A 16,223-nucleotide genomic window follows, 5' to 3' on the forward strand; every position below is an offset into this window, starting at 1 on the left:
CCGTAAAACTGCAGCGGCGTCACCGTGTTCAGGTCACGGTGACGCCGCTGCGGGGGGAAGCACCTGAGCGATCTGTTACGACGGGGGAATCGCGTCAGGCACTGCGGGGGGTGGCTGAGATGGTCCGGGGTGCCGGGACCTCCGGGTCCACCAGCTGCTGGTGGTCCCGCTGGTCCAGGTTCACAAAGATCATTCCGTATCGAATGGCACATCGCACTGGCTGCGGCGCCCCCCGGGGCCGCCGCAGGCAGCGATAGGCTCGCAGGTCCTCGTCCTCGTCGCGGGTGACGACGACCGGTTCTCCGAAGACAGTCACCATCAGCGAGTCACCGGCGTGGGGGATGGCGGTGACCAGATCGATGAAGTGCCAGCCGGAGCGGTAGGCGGTGGCCATTTCGCGACGGAAGGAGCGGTCGTCAGGTGGGGTCGTCACGTCAACTCCACGCACTGTCGTCCGTACGGACAGGAGCATCGCCCCCAGCCGCGGTAGCGGCCGGACTCGACCAGGCACTGTCTGCCTTCCCACTGGAGAGGCCACTCAGCGATCCGAAGGCCACAACGGCGGAGAAGGTGGCGACAAGCACCGAGCGAAGCATTCTCTTACGCATAGTCGGCTTCGTCCTCACTTGAAGGTCCCCTCTTCCCCCGTCGAGTAAGACGATGGCTCATTCGGGCACGTCATGGCCACACGATCGGTGCATCATGTTCCTGCATGTTCAGGACCCTGGGGGGTGGAGATTTAGCAATGAATCGGACTAAAGCGACGCATCCCCACGCTGTGACGGAGTTGTGCGAGGAAGGCGGTCGTCTGTACGCGAACGCACTGCGCACGGGACGTATCACCCGCTCGGACGTGGAATCCGCCCCTTGTCTGATGGAGTTCGCCCTGCTCCACCCCGATCCCGACGACGCCGACTGGCTGCGTCCGGTGCCGCCCGCGGTCGCCCTCGCCCAACGGCTCAATCCCATAGAGCGGGAGATCACCGAACACCGGCGGCTGTCCATCGAGCTCGCCAACGCTTTCGAGCCGTTCATGGCCCTCAGCGCCCAGGGCGAGCCGGCGTCCACGCACTCGATCACCGTATTGGAGGGCCTGGACCGCATCAACGCGGCGCTCGACCTGGCCATCTCCCAGTGCCGCAACGAGATGCTCACCGTCCAGCCGAGCCACCGCCACCCCGAGCGGCAGCTCGTCCAGGCGCTGGAGCGGGACAAGCTGCTGATCGAGCGCGGGGTGCGGATCCGCACCCTTTACCAGCACACCGCCCGCTACAGCCCGGAACGGCTGGCCTGGGTGGACCACTTCGCCGACGGCAAGGCCGAGTACCGCACCATCGACGAGCTGGTCGAGCGGCTCATCATCTGCGACGAGTCGGTCGCCTTCATCCCCATCCGGGACGACCGCCAGGTCGCCCTCGAACTGCGCCACCCCGGGCTCGTGGGCTACCTCATCAAGGTCTTCGAGTTCATGTGGAGCCGCGCGGTCCCGCTGAGCGCCGGCGCCCCCTACGAGACCGACCCGGACGGCATCACCGACATCCAGCACTCCATCGCCAAGCTCCTCGTGGAGGGCCATGTCGACGAGGCCATCGCGCGGCGCCTGGGCATGAACGTGCGCACCTGCCGGGCCCACATAGCCAAGCTGGCCAACGCCCTCGGCAGCGGCAGCCGGGCCCAACTGGGCTACCTCATCGCGCAGTCCGGGATCCTGGACCGCGAGCAGTGAGCGGGCCGGTGAACGGGACCCCCCACCCCGAACACGGCCTGGACGAGCTGTGCGCGCCCGGCGCACGCCTGTACGAGCACGCCCTGCGGCACGGCCCGATAGGCGCTCAGGAGGCCGCTGAGGCCCCTTGCCTGGTCGATTCCGGGCTGCTCCAGCCCACCGTGGAGGACATCAGCCTGCTGGAGCCCGTGGCCCCGGCCACCGCCCTGCACCGGCTGCTGCGCTCCTCCGCGGAACGCGTCGCCGAGGAACGCCGGCGCGAGCTGCGGCTGACGGAGACCTTCGAGCAGTGGATGCGCATCGACGGGCGCCGCACCACCGGCTCCCAGTCCCCGCTGATCAAGGTGGTCACCGGCAAGCAGCGCATCAACGACACGCTCACCGAGGCCATGGCCGAGGCCGAGCGTGAGGTGCTCAGCATCCAGCCGGCCATCAGCTACGGCTCCCGCACCAACCCGGCCACCCATCTCACCGCCATGGCCCGCGACCAGGACCTGCTCGACCGCGGGGGCCGCATCCGCACCCTCTACCCGCACACCCTGCGCCACTCCCCCCAGGTCATGGCGCGCTACGAGGAGCTCGTGGGCGATGTCGCGGCGCGCACCCTCGACGAGGTCACCGACCGGCTGATCTGCGTCGACCGCACGGTCGCCTTCATCCCCGCCAACGCCGAGCGCACCCACGCCCTGGAGGTCCGCCACCCGGCGCTGGTGCACTACCTCTTCACGGTCTTCGACCGGCTGTGGCACCTGGCCACGCCCATGTATCCCGAGGCCGTCCAGCAGCCCACGCTCAACGGCATCACCCCGCGCCAGCGCGCCATCGCCCGGCTGCTCGTCGAGGGCCACACCGACACCGTGATCGCCGACCGGCTGGGCATGAACGTCCGCACCGCCCGCGTCCACATCGCCAAACTGGCGGCCACCCTGGGCAGCGAGAGCCGGGCCCAGCTCGGCTATCTCATCGGACAGTCGGGGATCCTCGGCCCGGAACATCGGGCAGGCTGAGCGGGCCGAGGCCGCTGGGGCGGGGCGGCCCGTCGAGGCCGGCCTGGGCGATCCGGACGCCGAGCTGGGTACGGCTGACCGCGCCGAGGGTCTCCGAGAGCCGCGCGATATGGGCCCGGCAGGTACGGACGCTGATTCCCAGGCGCTCGGCGATCACCGCGTCCTGGTGGCCCTCGGCGAGCAGCGCGGCGATGGACCGCTCGCGGTAGGAGATGCCCTCGATGCCGGTCTCGGGCAGCGGCGCGGTGAGCGGGATCGCGAGGCGCCACAGCCGCTCGAAGACCGTGACCAGGTACTGCACCAGCGCGGGATGGCGCAGCTCCAGGGCGAGCGTGCGGTCGGCGTTGGCCGGGATGAAGGCGACCGTGCGGTCGAAGAGGATCAGCCGGTCGATGACCTCCTCCAGGGTCCGCGCCTCCACCGCGTCGCCCATCAGCTCCAGGTAGTTGAGCAGCCCCTGCCCGTGCCGGGCGACATGCGTGTACAGATCGCGCATCCGCACCCCGCGCCCGCGCAGCGACATCGCCCGGTGCAGGCCCTCCGTCAGCTCGTGTTCGGGGCGGATGCCGCCCGGCTGCACGGTCAGCACCTCCGCCGTGCACGCCTCGGTCGCCGCGTCCATGGCCGCCTGGATCCGGGAGAGTCCGTCCAGGACCCGGATCGCGCTGCCTTCCGCGGAGGCGTTCCGCGGCAGCGGACCGAGTCCCGCGTACCACTCGAAGGCCGCGACCGCCGAGCCCATCCGCCGCTGGCTCGCGCTGACCTCGTCGTAGACCCCGCGCAGCAGCCGCGTCATGACCTCCTGCGGGGAGGTGGGCACCAGCCAGGCCATGTCGTCGGGGTCGGGGTGCAGCAGTGCGAGTTCCAGCAGACAGGGCACCGCCTCGGTGTCCTCGCGGGGCACGCGACCGCGCCGTACGGCCCGGGAATACACCCGATCCCCGGCCTCGCACAGTCGGTCAGCACCGTGTGGATGCCCGTCCGTCCCGTGCCCGGCCATCGCCCATCCCACCCCTGGTTCCCGCGTGTTCCGATGCAGCGCAACTATGCGCGGACGGGACGTGCTCCGCAACACGCCTCGAGGTCCCGCACGGCCCGCCTGGCCCGGGTGTGTCCCCTTATGCGAACCACCCGCGAACGCTCCGTTTCCGGACATGCGAAACGGCCCGGTCCACTGTCGGACCGGGCCGTGATCAGGCCTTCGCACGGCTCCTGTACGGCTTACTCGTTCAGGCCGATCTCCGCGCACGCCTCCTGGTACTTGGCGGCGCAGATCTCGGAGAGCTTGTAGATGCCGTCGTTGACGACGGTGTCCTTGATGTTCTCCTGGGTCAGCGCGACCACGGGGACGAGCTGGGCCGGGATGTCCTTGGTGGTGGGGCTGTCGACCCGGTCCGCGGTGAGGGAGTCGAACTTGATGTCCTTGCCCTGGACCTTGGCCACGGCCATCTCGGCGGCGGCCTCGGCCTCCTCCGGGTAGGACTTGTACACGCTCATGTACTGCTCGCCGGTGACGATCCGCTGCACGGCGTCGAGTTCGGCGTCCTGGCCGGTGATCGGCGGCAGCTCGGTGACGCCCGCGGCCTCCAGGGCCTTGATGACACCGCCGGCCATGCCGTCGTTGGCGGAGTAGACGGCGGCGATGTTTCCGGCGCCGATCGCCTCGATCGCCTTGGCCATGTTGGCCTCGGCGTTCTCCGGCTTCCAGTCCTTGGTGTCGTAGGACTTGGCGATCGTCACCTGGCCGGTGAGCTCGGAGAGGGCGCCCGCCTTGAACTGCTTGGCGTTGGGGTCGGTGGGCGAGCCGTTCATCATGACGACCTTGGTGGAGGTGTCGACGTCGGCGCCGAGCGCGGCGATCAGGGAGCGGCCCTGGACCTCGCCGACCAGCTCGTTGTCGAAGGAGATGTAGGCGTCGATCGGGCCCTCGGCGAGACGGTCGTAGGCGATGACCGGGATGCCGGCGTCCTTGGCCTTCTGCACGTCGGGCGCGATGGCCTTGGAGTCCACGGCGTCGAGCAGGATGACGTCGACCTTGTCGTCGACCATCTTCTGCATCTGGGTGCTCTGCGTGGCGGCGCTGGCGTCGGCGTTGGCGTAGACGACCGAGCCCTTGTTCTCGGTGAGCTCGGCCACCTTCGCCCGGATGATGGGGTGGTCGAACTTGTCGTACCGGCTGTTGGCCGTCTCCGGCAGCAGCAGCCCCACCGTGATGTCGTTGCCCTTGGTCGGACTCGCGTCGGCGCTGTCTCCCGTCACCCCGAGGGCACCGCAGGCGGACAGCGAGAGGGTCATCGAGGACGCGGCCACGCATATGGCGATACGACGCATTGGGGAGCTCACTTCTGGTGCCTTCCGGACGCGGGCGCAACATTGCGACCCAGCTGACTGAAAAGCCAACGCGGCACCGCCCCCAAGCGTCAAGCGGAATCACTTAACGAGTCCGCAACACCACGCTCCGCTTGGCTTGTGAAGGTCTGGCGGAATCCCCTCCAACTGGCCTTTACCTCCCCTCCGTACAACCAACCCGATCCCCCGTGCGTCGTGATCACGACAGTCCACGACCCACCAGAGGACCGAATGAACCCAGCCAGAAGCGCGGCCGCCGCGGTCGTGCTCGCCACCGCGGCAGGCCTTGTCACCGGCATCGCGGCCCCCGCCTCCGCGGCGACCACCTGCACCTCCCCGGTCTTCAAGCGGACGTTCTACGCGAACACCACTTTCTCGGGCACGCCGAAGAAGGCCGACTGCGACAGCACGATCGACCAGGACTGGGGCACGGGAGCCCCGGCCACGGGCCTGCCGAGCAACAACTTCGGCGTGCGGTGGAGCGTGACACGGGACTTCGGGTCCGGCGGGCCCTTCACCCTCAGCGCGTCGGGGCTGGACGGCATCCGGGTCTACCTCGACCCCGGCACGACCGACGCCCGCAAGATCAGCCTGTGGACCAACGGCTCGACGACACGTTCCCAGACCGTCAACGTCACCGTCCCGAAGGGCAAGCACACCCTTCGCATCGACTACGTCAACTGGACCGGCTCCGCCAGAATCAAGTTCGCCTACACGCCCCGCACTTCGGCCTCCGTCGACAACGTCGCCCCGCTCGCCCCGACCGGCACCGCCGTCTCCTACGACCAGACCACCGGCAAGGCCGAGCTGACCTGGACGAAGAACAAGGAGATGGACCTGGCGGGGTACCGGGTCTACCGGCGCGAGAAGGGCGGCACGTTCCCTGCCACTCCCCTGGCCACGACGACGTCGACGTCGTTCACGGACGCCACCCTTCCCGTGACCGGCGCCGCGTTCGAGTACTCCGTCCGCGCCTACGACAAGGCCGGCAACGTGTCCTCGTGGGCGGCGGCGCAGGCCGTCACCACGGCGGACCGGACGGCGCCCGGCGTGCCGAGCGGGCTCGGCACGGCTTCCGAGCCGGACGGGCTGTGGGTCGGCTGGGGTGTCGTCGAGGGGGCCGCGTCGTACCGGGTGTACCGGGCGGCCACGGCGGACGGCACGTACACGCTGGTCGGCGGCACCGCGGACGACTCCTACGTGGACACCTCGGCCGTGGAAGGCGCCACCTACCACTACCGGGTGACCTCGCTCGACGCGGCGGGCAACGAGTCCGCGCGCTCCACCGCCGTCAGCGGCAAGCGCCGGGACCTGACGCCGCCGTCCGCGGTGACCGGGGTGAGCGTCGTCCCGACCGAGTACGGCTTCCACATCAGCTGGGACGCCAACCCCACGCCCGACCTGAAGAGTTACGTCGTGCGCCGGGGTGAGCTGTGGGGAGACGAGGAGCAGCGCATCTGCACCCTTCACCCGGGCTACTACGTCGGCGCCGACACCACCTCGTACCGCTACGAGACCGTCCCGGACGGCGAGGAGAGCTGCTTCATCGTCGACGCCGTCGACGACGACGGCAACTCCTCCTTCCAGTGGACCGGCGAGGCCCAGATCGTCGTCGCGACCGAACTGGATCTGACGCAGTAAGCAGCAAGGCCGGGCCCGTGAGGACGGGCCCGGCCTGACTTCACCGCTGGTGGCGCCTCACCACAGCGAGATGTACGGCGACATCGCCGGGTACCACGCCAGCGCGAGACACGGCAGCAGGCACACCCGCGCCGCCGTCAGCGACCAGCCGACCCGCCGGGGCCACAACTGCTCACGCGAGACCAGGGCCAGGGTCAGCAGCAGCGAGACCGCGAGCCCGACGCTGGACCACTCCATGTACGGGACATCCGCGAGGAAGACGTACGGGTCATCACGCCAGGTCCACAGGGTCCGGGCGACGAGAAGGGTCAGGACCGCCTCCGCGGCGACGATCCACACCTTGGGTCCCGGCCGCATCAGTACCACTCCGGCTGGGGACGGTAGATCCAGATCTTCATCTTCGGCTGGGCGCTCTTCTGGGCCGACAGGGCGCGGTACTTGTAGTTCTTGTTGTGCTGGGTCACGTAGATCTTCCCGTTGCTGATCTTGCTGATGATCGAGGCGTGGTCGACCTTCCCGTCGTTCGTCCAGTCGTAGAAGACGATGTCACCGGTGAACGCGTTGCTCGTGTTCCGCTTGGAGTGCAGCATGTGCCGCTCCATGAAGGTCTTCAGGTAGGACGCGTTGATCCAGGTCCAGGTCTCGTCGTGGATCCAGTTGTTCGGCTTGCGCCACCAATAGTCCTTGCTCTTGTGGTTCTCGTCCCCGGAGCCCTTCATCCTGATGCTGCCGCCATGGTGCATCGCCCGGGAGACGAAGTTGGTGCAGTCCTGGCTGTACATGGCCGGGGCGTTCCAGTTGCTCACGGCCCAGGTCGCCGCACCCGTGCGCAGGTAGGTGCCGGCCTGCTGGGCCCCGAAGGCGACCTGCGTGGTGTCGCTGCCGGTGTCCGTGGAGTCGCCGTCGAACGCCGAGGGTTCGAGACCGTCCGCGAGGAGGCCCGCGTCGACGGCGTTGGCGAAGTCGTCCAGCGCGGCGGCGGTCGGCCGCACCACGACCTCCTTGGCGGACGCGGTGACCGCCGAGAGCAGCACCGGCTGCGCGCCGGTCGAGAAGGTGTAGCGCATCTCGGTCTCGCCGGTCTGGTCGGTCGGGTCGGCGGTGGCGGTGCTGACGTCGGTGACGATGGTGTCCTCGGTGCGCACCGTCGCGCGCAGGGTGACCGTCGTGCCGTCGGCCGACGGGATGGCCAGGACGTCGGTGAGGGTGGCCTCGGGCGAGACGTTGTCCGAGTCGTCCTCGGAGCCCGCGACCCGCTCCCGCAGCAGCGCCTCCTGCTCCTTGGCGAGACGGCCGACGAACTGGGCGCCGTACGCGCTGTTGGCGGCGGCGTCGTTCGCGTCGACATAGCTGCCCTGGACGAGGCCGCCCCGGGCGAGGTGGTACGCCTGCACGGCCGTCGAGTAGACGTCCGTACCACCCGGCACGGCCGCCGGGACAACACCGCTCGACGTGACCGCCGGTCCGGTGCCGTAGGCGTTCGTGCCGGTCACCTTGAAGGTGTAGGTGACGTCCCCGGCGTCCGCGTTCAGGTCGTCGAAGACGGCCGACAGGCCCGTGGTGGTCCTGGTGCCGACCGTCGTGCCGTCGGAGGCCAGCGCGGTGACGGTGTAGGTCACCATGTCCGCCGGCTCACCGGTGAACTGCGCCGCGGACCACGTCACCAGGGCGCCGTGCTCGCCGGGCACGGCCTTGAGGTCGGTCACCGCCGCGGGCGCGGTGCCGGTGGTACCGGAGGGCGCGGGCTCCTCGGTCACGTCGAGCGTGAACGTCTGCTGCGCGCTGTAGGCCGAGCACACGGTGCCCGTACAGGCCCGCATCTTCCACCGGTACGTCGAGCCGTCGGTCAGCAGCCCGTCCGGCACCTTCGCGACGGCCCGGTCGCCGTCCTGCACGGAGGCGGTGAGGGGCTCGCCCACGGCGGCGCCGGAAGCGTCGTACAGCAGGTACTCGGCGGACACGGCGCCCCGCCCGGCGGCCGTGACGATGCCGGTGAGCAGCGGCGTCGCGGTCTCGGTGGCACCGGTCGCGAGGTCGCCCGGCACCTCGGGCACGGCGGCTCGGGAGGTGTCGACGGTGAAGGTCTTCCACGCGCTCCACGCCGTCGAGTAGTCGGTCCCGTCGTAGGTCCGGGCCCGCACGCGCAGGTGCTTGCCGTCCGGCAGCGGGTTCTCCACCGGTACGGCGACGCCGGCGACCTCCATGGTGTCGACGTACGGGGAGTCCGTGGTCAGCGTGTACGTCGTGTCGTTGTACGCCGGGTCCGGCTCGATGGCGTACTGGGCGCGCACCCGCTGCGGATCGCCGTCGTTCACGAGCGCCGACAGCACGGGCGTGGTCGAGGTGACGACGCTGGTGCCGGTGACGGGGGCCAGGGCGGGCGCGGCCGGGACCTGCGGGTACGTGTTGTACGTGATCGTCAGGTGCGGTTCCGTCGAGCCGTCGCCGGAGACGTGGTTGGCGGAGTGGAAGCGCCGCCAGGTGTAGGAGTCGGTCTCGTCGACGCCCCGGACCATCAGACCGTGGTTGGCGGTGCCACTCGTCCACGCGCTGACGATGGTGTCGATGTCGAAGTTCAGCGTGCCGGCCGGGCAGTCGGCCGAGTACCCCTTGGCCGCGGTGTTGATCACCTGTCCGGTGGTGGTCGTGGCCGGCGGGTCGGCCCAGGTGACCGCGGACGACGTCCAGGACTCCGTGACCCGGCGCACGGCCGTGCCGGTGCCCCCCGTGCAGGAGGAGGACCAGTAGGAGTGCAGGGCCAGGTTGGTGTCGATGACGTGGACGCCCTGGTAGCCCGTCAGGTCGAACTTGAGGAAGGAGCGCGCGACGGTCCCGCCGGCGTTGTACGTGCCCGACTTCAGCTCGGTCGAGGAGACCTGGGAGTCCGGGTAGTTGGTGGCCACCCAGGTGTCGGTGCTGGCCGCGAGCGTGGTGGTCGGGTCGACGGTGACCGGGTAGGTCAGTTCCTGCTCGAAGTAGGCGGCGTCGGGGCGCAGGACGAGGGTCTGCGAGCCGTCGGCCGCGGTCTCGATCTCGGTGTCCACGGCCGCGAGATGCTTCGACTCGCCGGACCGCCTGTCGACGGAGGAGTCCCACATCATCGGCGCGGGGGCCTCGGCGACCAGCTTGCCCGCGCCGTTCTTCAGCAGCAGCCGCCCGGAGTCCGCCTCGGACAGGGTGAGGCCGGTGAGGGTGACCGGGATGCGGTAGGCGAGGTCTGCGGTGGGCGCCTCGTCGAGGAGTACGTTCTGGGAGAAGCCCTGCTTGAGGGCGGTGACCGTGAGGGTCTGCCCGTCGCCCAGGTCGTAGGAGGCGGTGTCGTCCTTCACCGTCGGCGTGGGAAGGGTGTCCGCCCAGCCGAGCGCCATGGAGGCGCCACCCTTGGCGACGGAGGCCAGCTTCCGGTCGCCGCCGTCGGAGACGGTGATGTCGGCGGCCGCCGTCTCCGGTTCCAGGGCCGCGCCCTCGTCGGTGAGCTCGGTGTCGATGTAACTCCAGGACCCGTCGGCCTGCTTGACCCGCACCGGCCCCGCGTAGGTCTCGGCGGTCAGCGTGCCGTCGGGGTTCACGAACACCGAGGAGGTCTCGGTGCGCTGGGAGAGCAGCTCGATACGCCGGTTCTGGATCCTGGCGTTGCGCCGGGCGGCCTCCTCCTCGGTCAGCCCGAGCAGCTTGGCTATGTCGGGCTTGTCGTCGCCGAGCGTGACCGCCTGAGCGGGGCTGTTCACGATCTGGTCGGCGGTCGGCGCCGGGAGGGACGCGAGCGAGGGGTCACCGGTGAGGAAACCGGCGAGCGTCAGCGCCGCGGCGGCCTGAAGCCACCGTCTTCGGTTGGTGCGTGGCACTCCAACTCCTTGTCAGGGCCCCCCGTGGTCATGAGGGGGCGGAGTGCGAGGTATACCGGTGATCTTGGCCGGATGAAGATTATGTGACCGAAAAGTGATCATGATCGGAACGATTGGTGGAGAAAACGCCCTGGGGGCCGCGGGTTCTCGAACCCGCGGCCCCCAGGGCGTTTCTGAGCACGCGTCAGTCGTTCTGCGGCCGCTTCGGCCGCCACACCACCAGCGCGCTGGTCTGCTGCACCTCCTGGTACGGCACCAGGTCACGGCGGTACGAGGCGTGGACCGCCGCCTCCCGCTGCTGCATCGCGGCGGCGGCGCCGTCGAGGGCCGACTGGAGCTCGGCCACCCGGTTCTGCAGGGCGGCGACCTGGTTCTCCAGCTCGATGATCCGCTTGATGCCGGCCAGGTTGATGCCCTCGTCCTGCGACAACTGCTGGACAGTGCGCAGCAGTTCGATGTCGCGGGCCGAGTAGCGGCGGCCGCGGCCGGCCGTGCGGTCCGGAGACACCAGGCCCAGCCGGTCGTACTGGCGCAGTGTCTGCGGGTGCAGGCCGGAAAGCTGGGCCGCCACCGAGATGACGTAGACCGGGGTCTCCTCGGTCAGTTCATACGGATTGCGTCGACGGCCGTCCATCTGGCATCAAGCTCCCTTCGCGGCCTGGAACAGCTCCGCCCGCGGATCCTCACCCGCGGTCGCCTCGCGATACGCCTCCAGCGCGTCACGAGCCTTCCCCGTCACGTCCTTCGGGACACTCACCTCGACGGTGACCAGCAGATCCCCGCGGGTGCCGTCCTTGCGGACCGCGCCCTTGCCCCGGGCGCGCATGGTACGGCCGTTGGGCGTGCCGGGCGGCAGCTTCAGGGTGACCGGCGGTCCGCCCAGGGTCGGGACCCTGACCTCACCGCCGAGAGCCGCCTCCGGATACGTCACCGGAACCGTCACCGTCAGGTTGTCGCCCTTGCGGCCGAAGACCGGGTGCGCGTCCACGTGCACCGTGACGTACAGGTCGCCGGACGGACCGCCCCGCTCCCCGGGCGCGCCCTTGCCGCGCAGCCGGATGCGCTGGTTGTCGCTGACCCCCGCCGGGATGCGCACCTGCATGGTCCGCGAGGACTTCGCGCGCCCGCTGCCCTTGCAGACCTCACACGGGGTCTCCGCCATCAGACCGCGGCCCTTGCAGTCCGGGCAGGGGTCGGTCAGCGAGAATCCGCCGCCGGAGCCCCGGGCCACCTGTCCGGTGCCGACACACGTCGGGCACACCCGCGGGTTGCCGTTCTTGTCGCCGGTGCCCGAACAGGCCTTGCAGGGAGCCTGCGAGGACATCCGCAGCGGGACGGTCGCGCCCTCGATCGCCTCGGTGAAGGTGAGCGTGACCTCGGTGTCGATGTCCTGACCGCGCCGGGGCTGCACCCGGCCGGTACCCGAGCCGCCCCGGTTGAACAGTCCCCCGAAGACGTCACCGATACCGCCGCCGAAGCCGCCGGAGCCACCGCCGCCCTGGGCGCCGCCTCCGAAGAGGTCGCCCAGGTCGAAGTTGAACGAGCCGCCGCCCGCGCCCGGCCCCGGACGGAACCCGCCGTTGCCGAAGAGGGCGCGCGCCTCGTCGTACTCCTTGCGCTTCTTGGGGTCGCCGAGGATGTCGTTGGCCTCGGAGATCTCCTTGAAGCGCTCCTCGGCCTTGGCGTTGCCCTTGTTGGCGTCCGGGTGGAACTCGCGGGCGAGCTTCCGGTACGCCTTCTTGATCTCGGCCTCGGTGGCGTCCTTGGGGACGCCGAGGACCTTGTAGTAGTCCTTCTCGATGAAGTCCTTGGTGCTCATCCCCGACGTCCCTCCTTCCTGTCGGAAACTACGACCTCAGCCCTCCTCAGGGCCGTTGTCCTTCTCCTCGGCGGCCTCGGACGCCTCCTCGGCCTTGACCGTCTGCGCGCCCGGCTGCGGTTCGGCGACCGCCACCCGCGCGGGGCGGATGGTGCGCTCGCCGATGCGATACCCCGGCTGGAGGATCGCGACGCAGGTCGTCTCGGTGACGTCCGGGGCGTAGGAGTGCATCAGGGCCTCGTGGATCGTCGGGTCGAAGGGCTCGCCCTCCTTGCCGAACTGCTGCAGACCCATCTTCGCCGCGACGGTCTCCAGCGACTCCGCGACGGACTTGAATCCGCCGACGAGCTCGCCGTGCTCCCGGGCGCGGCCGATGTCGTCGAGCACGGGCAGGAGCTCGGTCAGGAGGTTCGCGATGGCGATCTCCCGCACCGTGATCCGGTCCCGCTCCACGCGGCGGCGGTAGTTCTGGTACTCGGCCTGGAGCCGCTGGAGGTCCGCGGTGCGCTCACCGAGCGCGGTACGGACCTGGTCCAGCTGCGCGACCAGACCGGCATCTGCGGTTACGTCCCCGGCCGGGGCCGCCCCCTCGCCGTTCGGCGGGGTGGCGGCCTTCGCCTCGGCGTCTTCGGGGGTGGCGCCGGAGGGGACGTCGGGCTTCTCCTCGAAGCCCGGGGTCTCCTCCGTCACGCGGCACCGTCCTTGCGCTCGTCGTCGACGATCTCGGCGTCGACGACGTCGTCGTCGGCCTTCGGGGCCTCGTCGCCGGCGGCGGCACCGCCCGCGGCCTGGGCACCCTGGGCGTCGGCGTACATGGCCTGGCCGAGCTTCTGCGAGACCGCGGCGACCTTCTCGGTGGCGCTGCGGATCTCGGCGATGTCCTCGCCCTTGAGCGCGGCCTTCAGCTCCTCGACGGAGGCCTCGACCTCGGTCTTGATCTCGCCGGGGACCTTGTCCTCGTTGTCCTTGAGGAACTTCTCGGTCTGGTAGACGAGCTGCTCGCCCTGGTTGCGGGTCTCGGCGGCCTCGCGGCGCTTGTGGTCCTCCTCCGCGTACTGCTCGGCCTCCTGGCGCATGCGGTCGACCTCGTCCTTCGGCAGCGAGGAGCCGCCGGTGACGGTCATCTTCTGCTCCTTGCCCGTGCCCAGGTCCTTCGCGGTCACGTGCATGATGCCGTTGGCGTCGATGTCGAAGGAGACCTCGATCTGCGGGACACCACGCGGGGCCGGCGGCAGACCGGTCAGCTCGAACATCCCGAGCTTCTTGTTGTACGCCGCGATCTCGCGCTCGCCCTGGTAGACCTGGATCTGCACGGAGGGCTGGTTGTCCTCGGCCGTCGTGAAGATCTCGGAGCGCTTGGTCGGGATCGTGGTGTTGCGCTCGATCAGCTTGGTCATGATGCCGCCCTTGGTCTCGATACCGAGGGACAGCGGGGTGACGTCGAGCAGCAGGACGTCCTTGACCTCGCCCTTGAGGACACCGGCCTGGAGCGAGGCGCCGATGGCGACGACCTCGTCCGGGTTCACACCCTTGTTGGCCTCCTTGCCGCCGGTCAGCTCCTTGACGAGCTCGGCGACGGCGGGCATGCGGGTGGAGCCACCGACGAGGACGACGTGGTCGATCTCGCCGAGGGCGATGCCGGCGTCCTTGATGACGTTGTGGAACGGCGTCTTGCAGCGCTCCAGCAGGTCCGCGGTCAGCTGCTGGAACTGGGCGCGGGTGAGCTTCTCGTCGAGGTGCAGGGGGCCCTCGGCGGAGGCGGTGATGTAGGGCAGGTTGATCGAGGTCTCGGTCGAGGAGGACAGCTCGATCTTGGCCTTCTCGGCGGCCTCGCGGAGGCGCTGGAGGGCCATCTTGTCCTTGGACAGGTCCACGCCGTGGCCGGACTGGAACTGCTTGACCAGGTAGTCGACGACGCGCTGGTCCCAGTCGTCACCACCGAGGTGGTTGTCGCCGTTGGTGGCCTTCACCTCGACGACGCCGTCGCCGATCTCCAGCAGCGAGACGTCGAAGGTGCCGCCACCGAGGTCGAAGACGAGGATCGTCTGGTCGTCCTTGTCGAGGCCGTAGGCCAGGGCGGCCGCGGTGGGCTCGTTGACGATACGAAGGACGTTCAGACCGGCGATCTCGCCGGCCTCCTTCGTCGCCTGACGCTCGGAGTCGTTGAAGTACGCGGGGACGGTGATGACCGCGTCGGTCACCTTCTCGCCCAGGTAGGACTCGGCGTCGCGCTTCAGCTTCTGCAGGATGAACGCGGAGATCTGCTGCGGGTTGAAGGGCTTCCCGTCGAGCTCGATCTTCCAGTCCGTGCCCATGTGGCGCTTCACGGAGCGGATGGTCCGGTCCACGTTCGTGACCGCCTGGCGCTTGGCGACCTCGCCGACCAGCACCTCACCGTTCTTCGCGAAGGCGACGACGGACGGCGTGGTCCTGGCACCCTCGGCGTTGGTGATGACGGTGGGCTCGCCGCCCTCCAGAACGCTGACGACGGAGTTAGTCGTGCCCAGGTCGATGCCGACCGCACGTGCCATGGTTGATTCCTCCAGCTGACTTGAGTGGAACGGACTCAAGTGTGCATGAGCCGCCCCGCCCGGTCAACAGACCTGAGTCTGTGAGGCTCAACTCTTATCCGTTCCTTACACGCAACTGCGCCCTGACCTGCACAGACGCGGTTCGGCGAGGCCGCGTCCGCTTGACTCTCAGGAGCAGCAGTACGGCGATCAGGGCGCCCGCCCCCACCCACAACACCCCCGCGGCGGCCATCCATCCCAGGTGCACCAGTACCCCGGCGAGCACCCCGCCGAAGGCTCCGGCACCGAGGACGACGGTCGCGCCCTGCGGGGTGAGTCCGAGCCGCCGCAGCCGGTGGGCGAGATGGTCGGGGCCCCGGCGCAGCAACGGCCGGCCACCGAGCCGCCGCGCCAGGACGACCAGCACCACATCGGCGCTCGCGACGGCGGTGAGCGCGTACAGCACCCCCGCGCTCGTCGGGCCGTCGTACCCGGCGCGGGTCAGCACGGCCGCGGCGGCGAGGACGAACCCGGCGAACAGCGAGCCGCAGGCGCCGAGGCCCACACGCGCGGGATGCCAGTTGTGCATCAGGAACCCGGTGAGCGCGGCGGCCAGCACGCTCAGCAGCACCGCGAGACCGTCCATCACCTCCGCCGCCGCACAGGCGCCGACCCCGAAGGCGGTGACCACCCCGACGGTCCCGGCGAGCGCGTCGGCGTGGTCCAGGGCCCGGAAGGCGAGTGTCACGGCCACGATCCAGCAGGCGGCGGCGAGACCCCCCACCACCCCGGTCTCCTCGTACGGCACCGAACAGGCCGCCGCCACGGCCGTACCGCCGACCAGGAACCGGGCCTTGACCCGGCGCGCGTCGGCGACCAGGCCGAGGGCGGCCACGGCCGCGCCCGCCACCAGCAGCCGGGGGATGCCGGAGCCGAGCGGGGCCATGCCGGTCCAGTCACCGGCCGCCGCGACCAGGCAGGTGACGAGGACGACGGCCACGCCGCCGCCGAGCGGCAGGGCCCGCTGCCGCCGCCGGTCCAGCAGACCCAGGCGCAGAGCGGGGGCGCGGACCAGGGCGGTGAGGACGGCGGCGAGGAGCAGGGCGGTGGTGGCGGCGGCGATCCCGTAGAGCACGGATCTAAATTAATGGCGTATGTACTAATTTGACGTGAATAACACGATCGGTTCTTAAGGCAACCCTCAGCGACACAGATCACCGAGTGGCTGACTACAGTGCGACGGAGGATGCGGGTAGTCTCAGACGGACTGCATAAGTTACCGCTTAGTAATTTCGAAGACCCCCCTGAAGACCCCTCGCAGGCCCG

13 protein-coding genes are annotated in these 16,223 nt (G+C 69.8%); 3 read left to right on the forward strand and 10 right to left on the reverse strand.

The genetic code is table 11. The features are described from left to right. Positions 1–94 precede the first annotated feature (94 nt). A complete protein-coding gene (locus tag ACWDRW_RS31960) occupies positions 95–433 on the reverse strand; it encodes a hypothetical protein (RefSeq protein ID WP_451729247.1) in 339 nt (112 codons plus the stop codon). Between the two features lie 279 nt (positions 434–712). On the opposite strand from ACWDRW_RS31960, the gene ACWDRW_RS31965 reads away from it, so the two are divergent. Next, complete coding sequence (locus tag ACWDRW_RS31965) at positions 713–1,726, forward strand: helix-turn-helix transcriptional regulator (protein ID WP_451729250.1); 1,014 nt, start codon at positions 713–715, stop codon at positions 1,724–1,726. 8 nt (positions 1,727–1,734) lie between these two features. Then, a complete protein-coding gene (locus ACWDRW_RS31970) occupies positions 1,735–2,733 on the forward strand; it encodes a LuxR C-terminal-related transcriptional regulator (RefSeq protein WP_451729253.1) in 999 nt (332 codons plus the stop codon). On the opposite strand, the gene ACWDRW_RS31975 is transcribed toward ACWDRW_RS31970, so the two are convergent. Together ACWDRW_RS31975 and ACWDRW_RS31980 are read right to left on the reverse strand one after the other, a co-directional pair. Then, entirely contained in the window at positions 2,687–3,733 is a 1,047-nt protein-coding gene (locus ACWDRW_RS31975; RefSeq protein WP_451729255.1) for a LuxR C-terminal-related transcriptional regulator, read from the reverse strand. The genes ACWDRW_RS31970 and ACWDRW_RS31975 overlap by 47 nt on opposite strands. Positions 3,734–3,954: 221 nt before the next feature. Then, complete coding sequence (locus ACWDRW_RS31980) at positions 3,955–5,064, reverse strand: sugar ABC transporter substrate-binding protein (protein WP_451729258.1); 1,110 nt, start codon at positions 5,062–5,064, stop codon at positions 3,955–3,957. Positions 5,065–5,313: 249 nt separating this feature from the next. Here ACWDRW_RS31980 and ACWDRW_RS31985 point away from each other — a divergent pair, with 249 nt between their 5' ends. Further along, positions 5,314–6,723 (forward strand): PA14 domain-containing protein, encoded by a 1,410-nt coding sequence (locus ACWDRW_RS31985; RefSeq protein WP_451729261.1) that lies wholly within the window; start codon positions 5,314–5,316, stop codon positions 6,721–6,723. Positions 6,724–6,780: 57 nt separating this feature from the next. Here ACWDRW_RS31985 and ACWDRW_RS31990 read toward each other — a convergent pair whose 3' ends face one another. From ACWDRW_RS31990 to ACWDRW_RS32020, 7 genes are all read right to left on the reverse strand, one after another. Then, on the reverse strand, positions 6,781–7,080 hold the full coding sequence (locus ACWDRW_RS31990; protein WP_451729263.1) for a hypothetical protein: 300 nt from the start codon (positions 7,078–7,080) through the stop codon (positions 6,781–6,783). Then, positions 7,080–10,568, reverse strand: a complete 3,489-nt coding sequence (locus tag ACWDRW_RS31995; protein WP_451729265.1) for a DNRLRE domain-containing protein — start codon at positions 10,566–10,568, stop codon at positions 7,080–7,082. Before ACWDRW_RS31995 ends, ACWDRW_RS31990 begins: the two co-directional genes overlap by 1 nt. Before the next feature lie 184 nt (positions 10,569–10,752). Continuing rightward, positions 10,753–11,202 (reverse strand): heat shock protein transcriptional repressor HspR, encoded by a 450-nt coding sequence (locus tag ACWDRW_RS32000; protein WP_451729268.1) that lies wholly within the window; start codon positions 11,200–11,202, stop codon positions 10,753–10,755. A gap of 6 nt (positions 11,203–11,208) precedes the next feature. Next, positions 11,209–12,387, reverse strand: a complete 1,179-nt coding sequence (gene dnaJ, locus ACWDRW_RS32005) for a molecular chaperone DnaJ (protein ID WP_451729270.1) — start codon at positions 12,385–12,387, stop codon at positions 11,209–11,211. Between the two features lie 36 nt (positions 12,388–12,423). After that, positions 12,424–13,077, reverse strand: a complete 654-nt coding sequence (grpE, locus tag ACWDRW_RS32010; protein ID WP_451729273.1) for a nucleotide exchange factor GrpE — start codon at positions 13,075–13,077, stop codon at positions 12,424–12,426. Next, on the reverse strand, positions 13,074–14,918 hold the full coding sequence (gene dnaK / locus ACWDRW_RS32015; protein WP_451729276.1) for a molecular chaperone DnaK: 1,845 nt from the start codon (positions 14,916–14,918) through the stop codon (positions 13,074–13,076). Before dnaK ends, grpE begins: the two co-directional genes overlap by 4 nt. A 94-nt stretch (positions 14,919–15,012) precedes the next feature. Further along, on the reverse strand, positions 15,013–16,032 hold the full coding sequence (locus tag ACWDRW_RS32020) for an MraY family glycosyltransferase (protein WP_451729279.1): 1,020 nt from the start codon (positions 16,030–16,032) through the stop codon (positions 15,013–15,015). Between the last annotated feature and the right edge of the window lie 191 nt (positions 16,033–16,223).

The sequence above is a fragment of the Streptomyces sp. NPDC003635 genome (genome assembly GCF_053587635.1).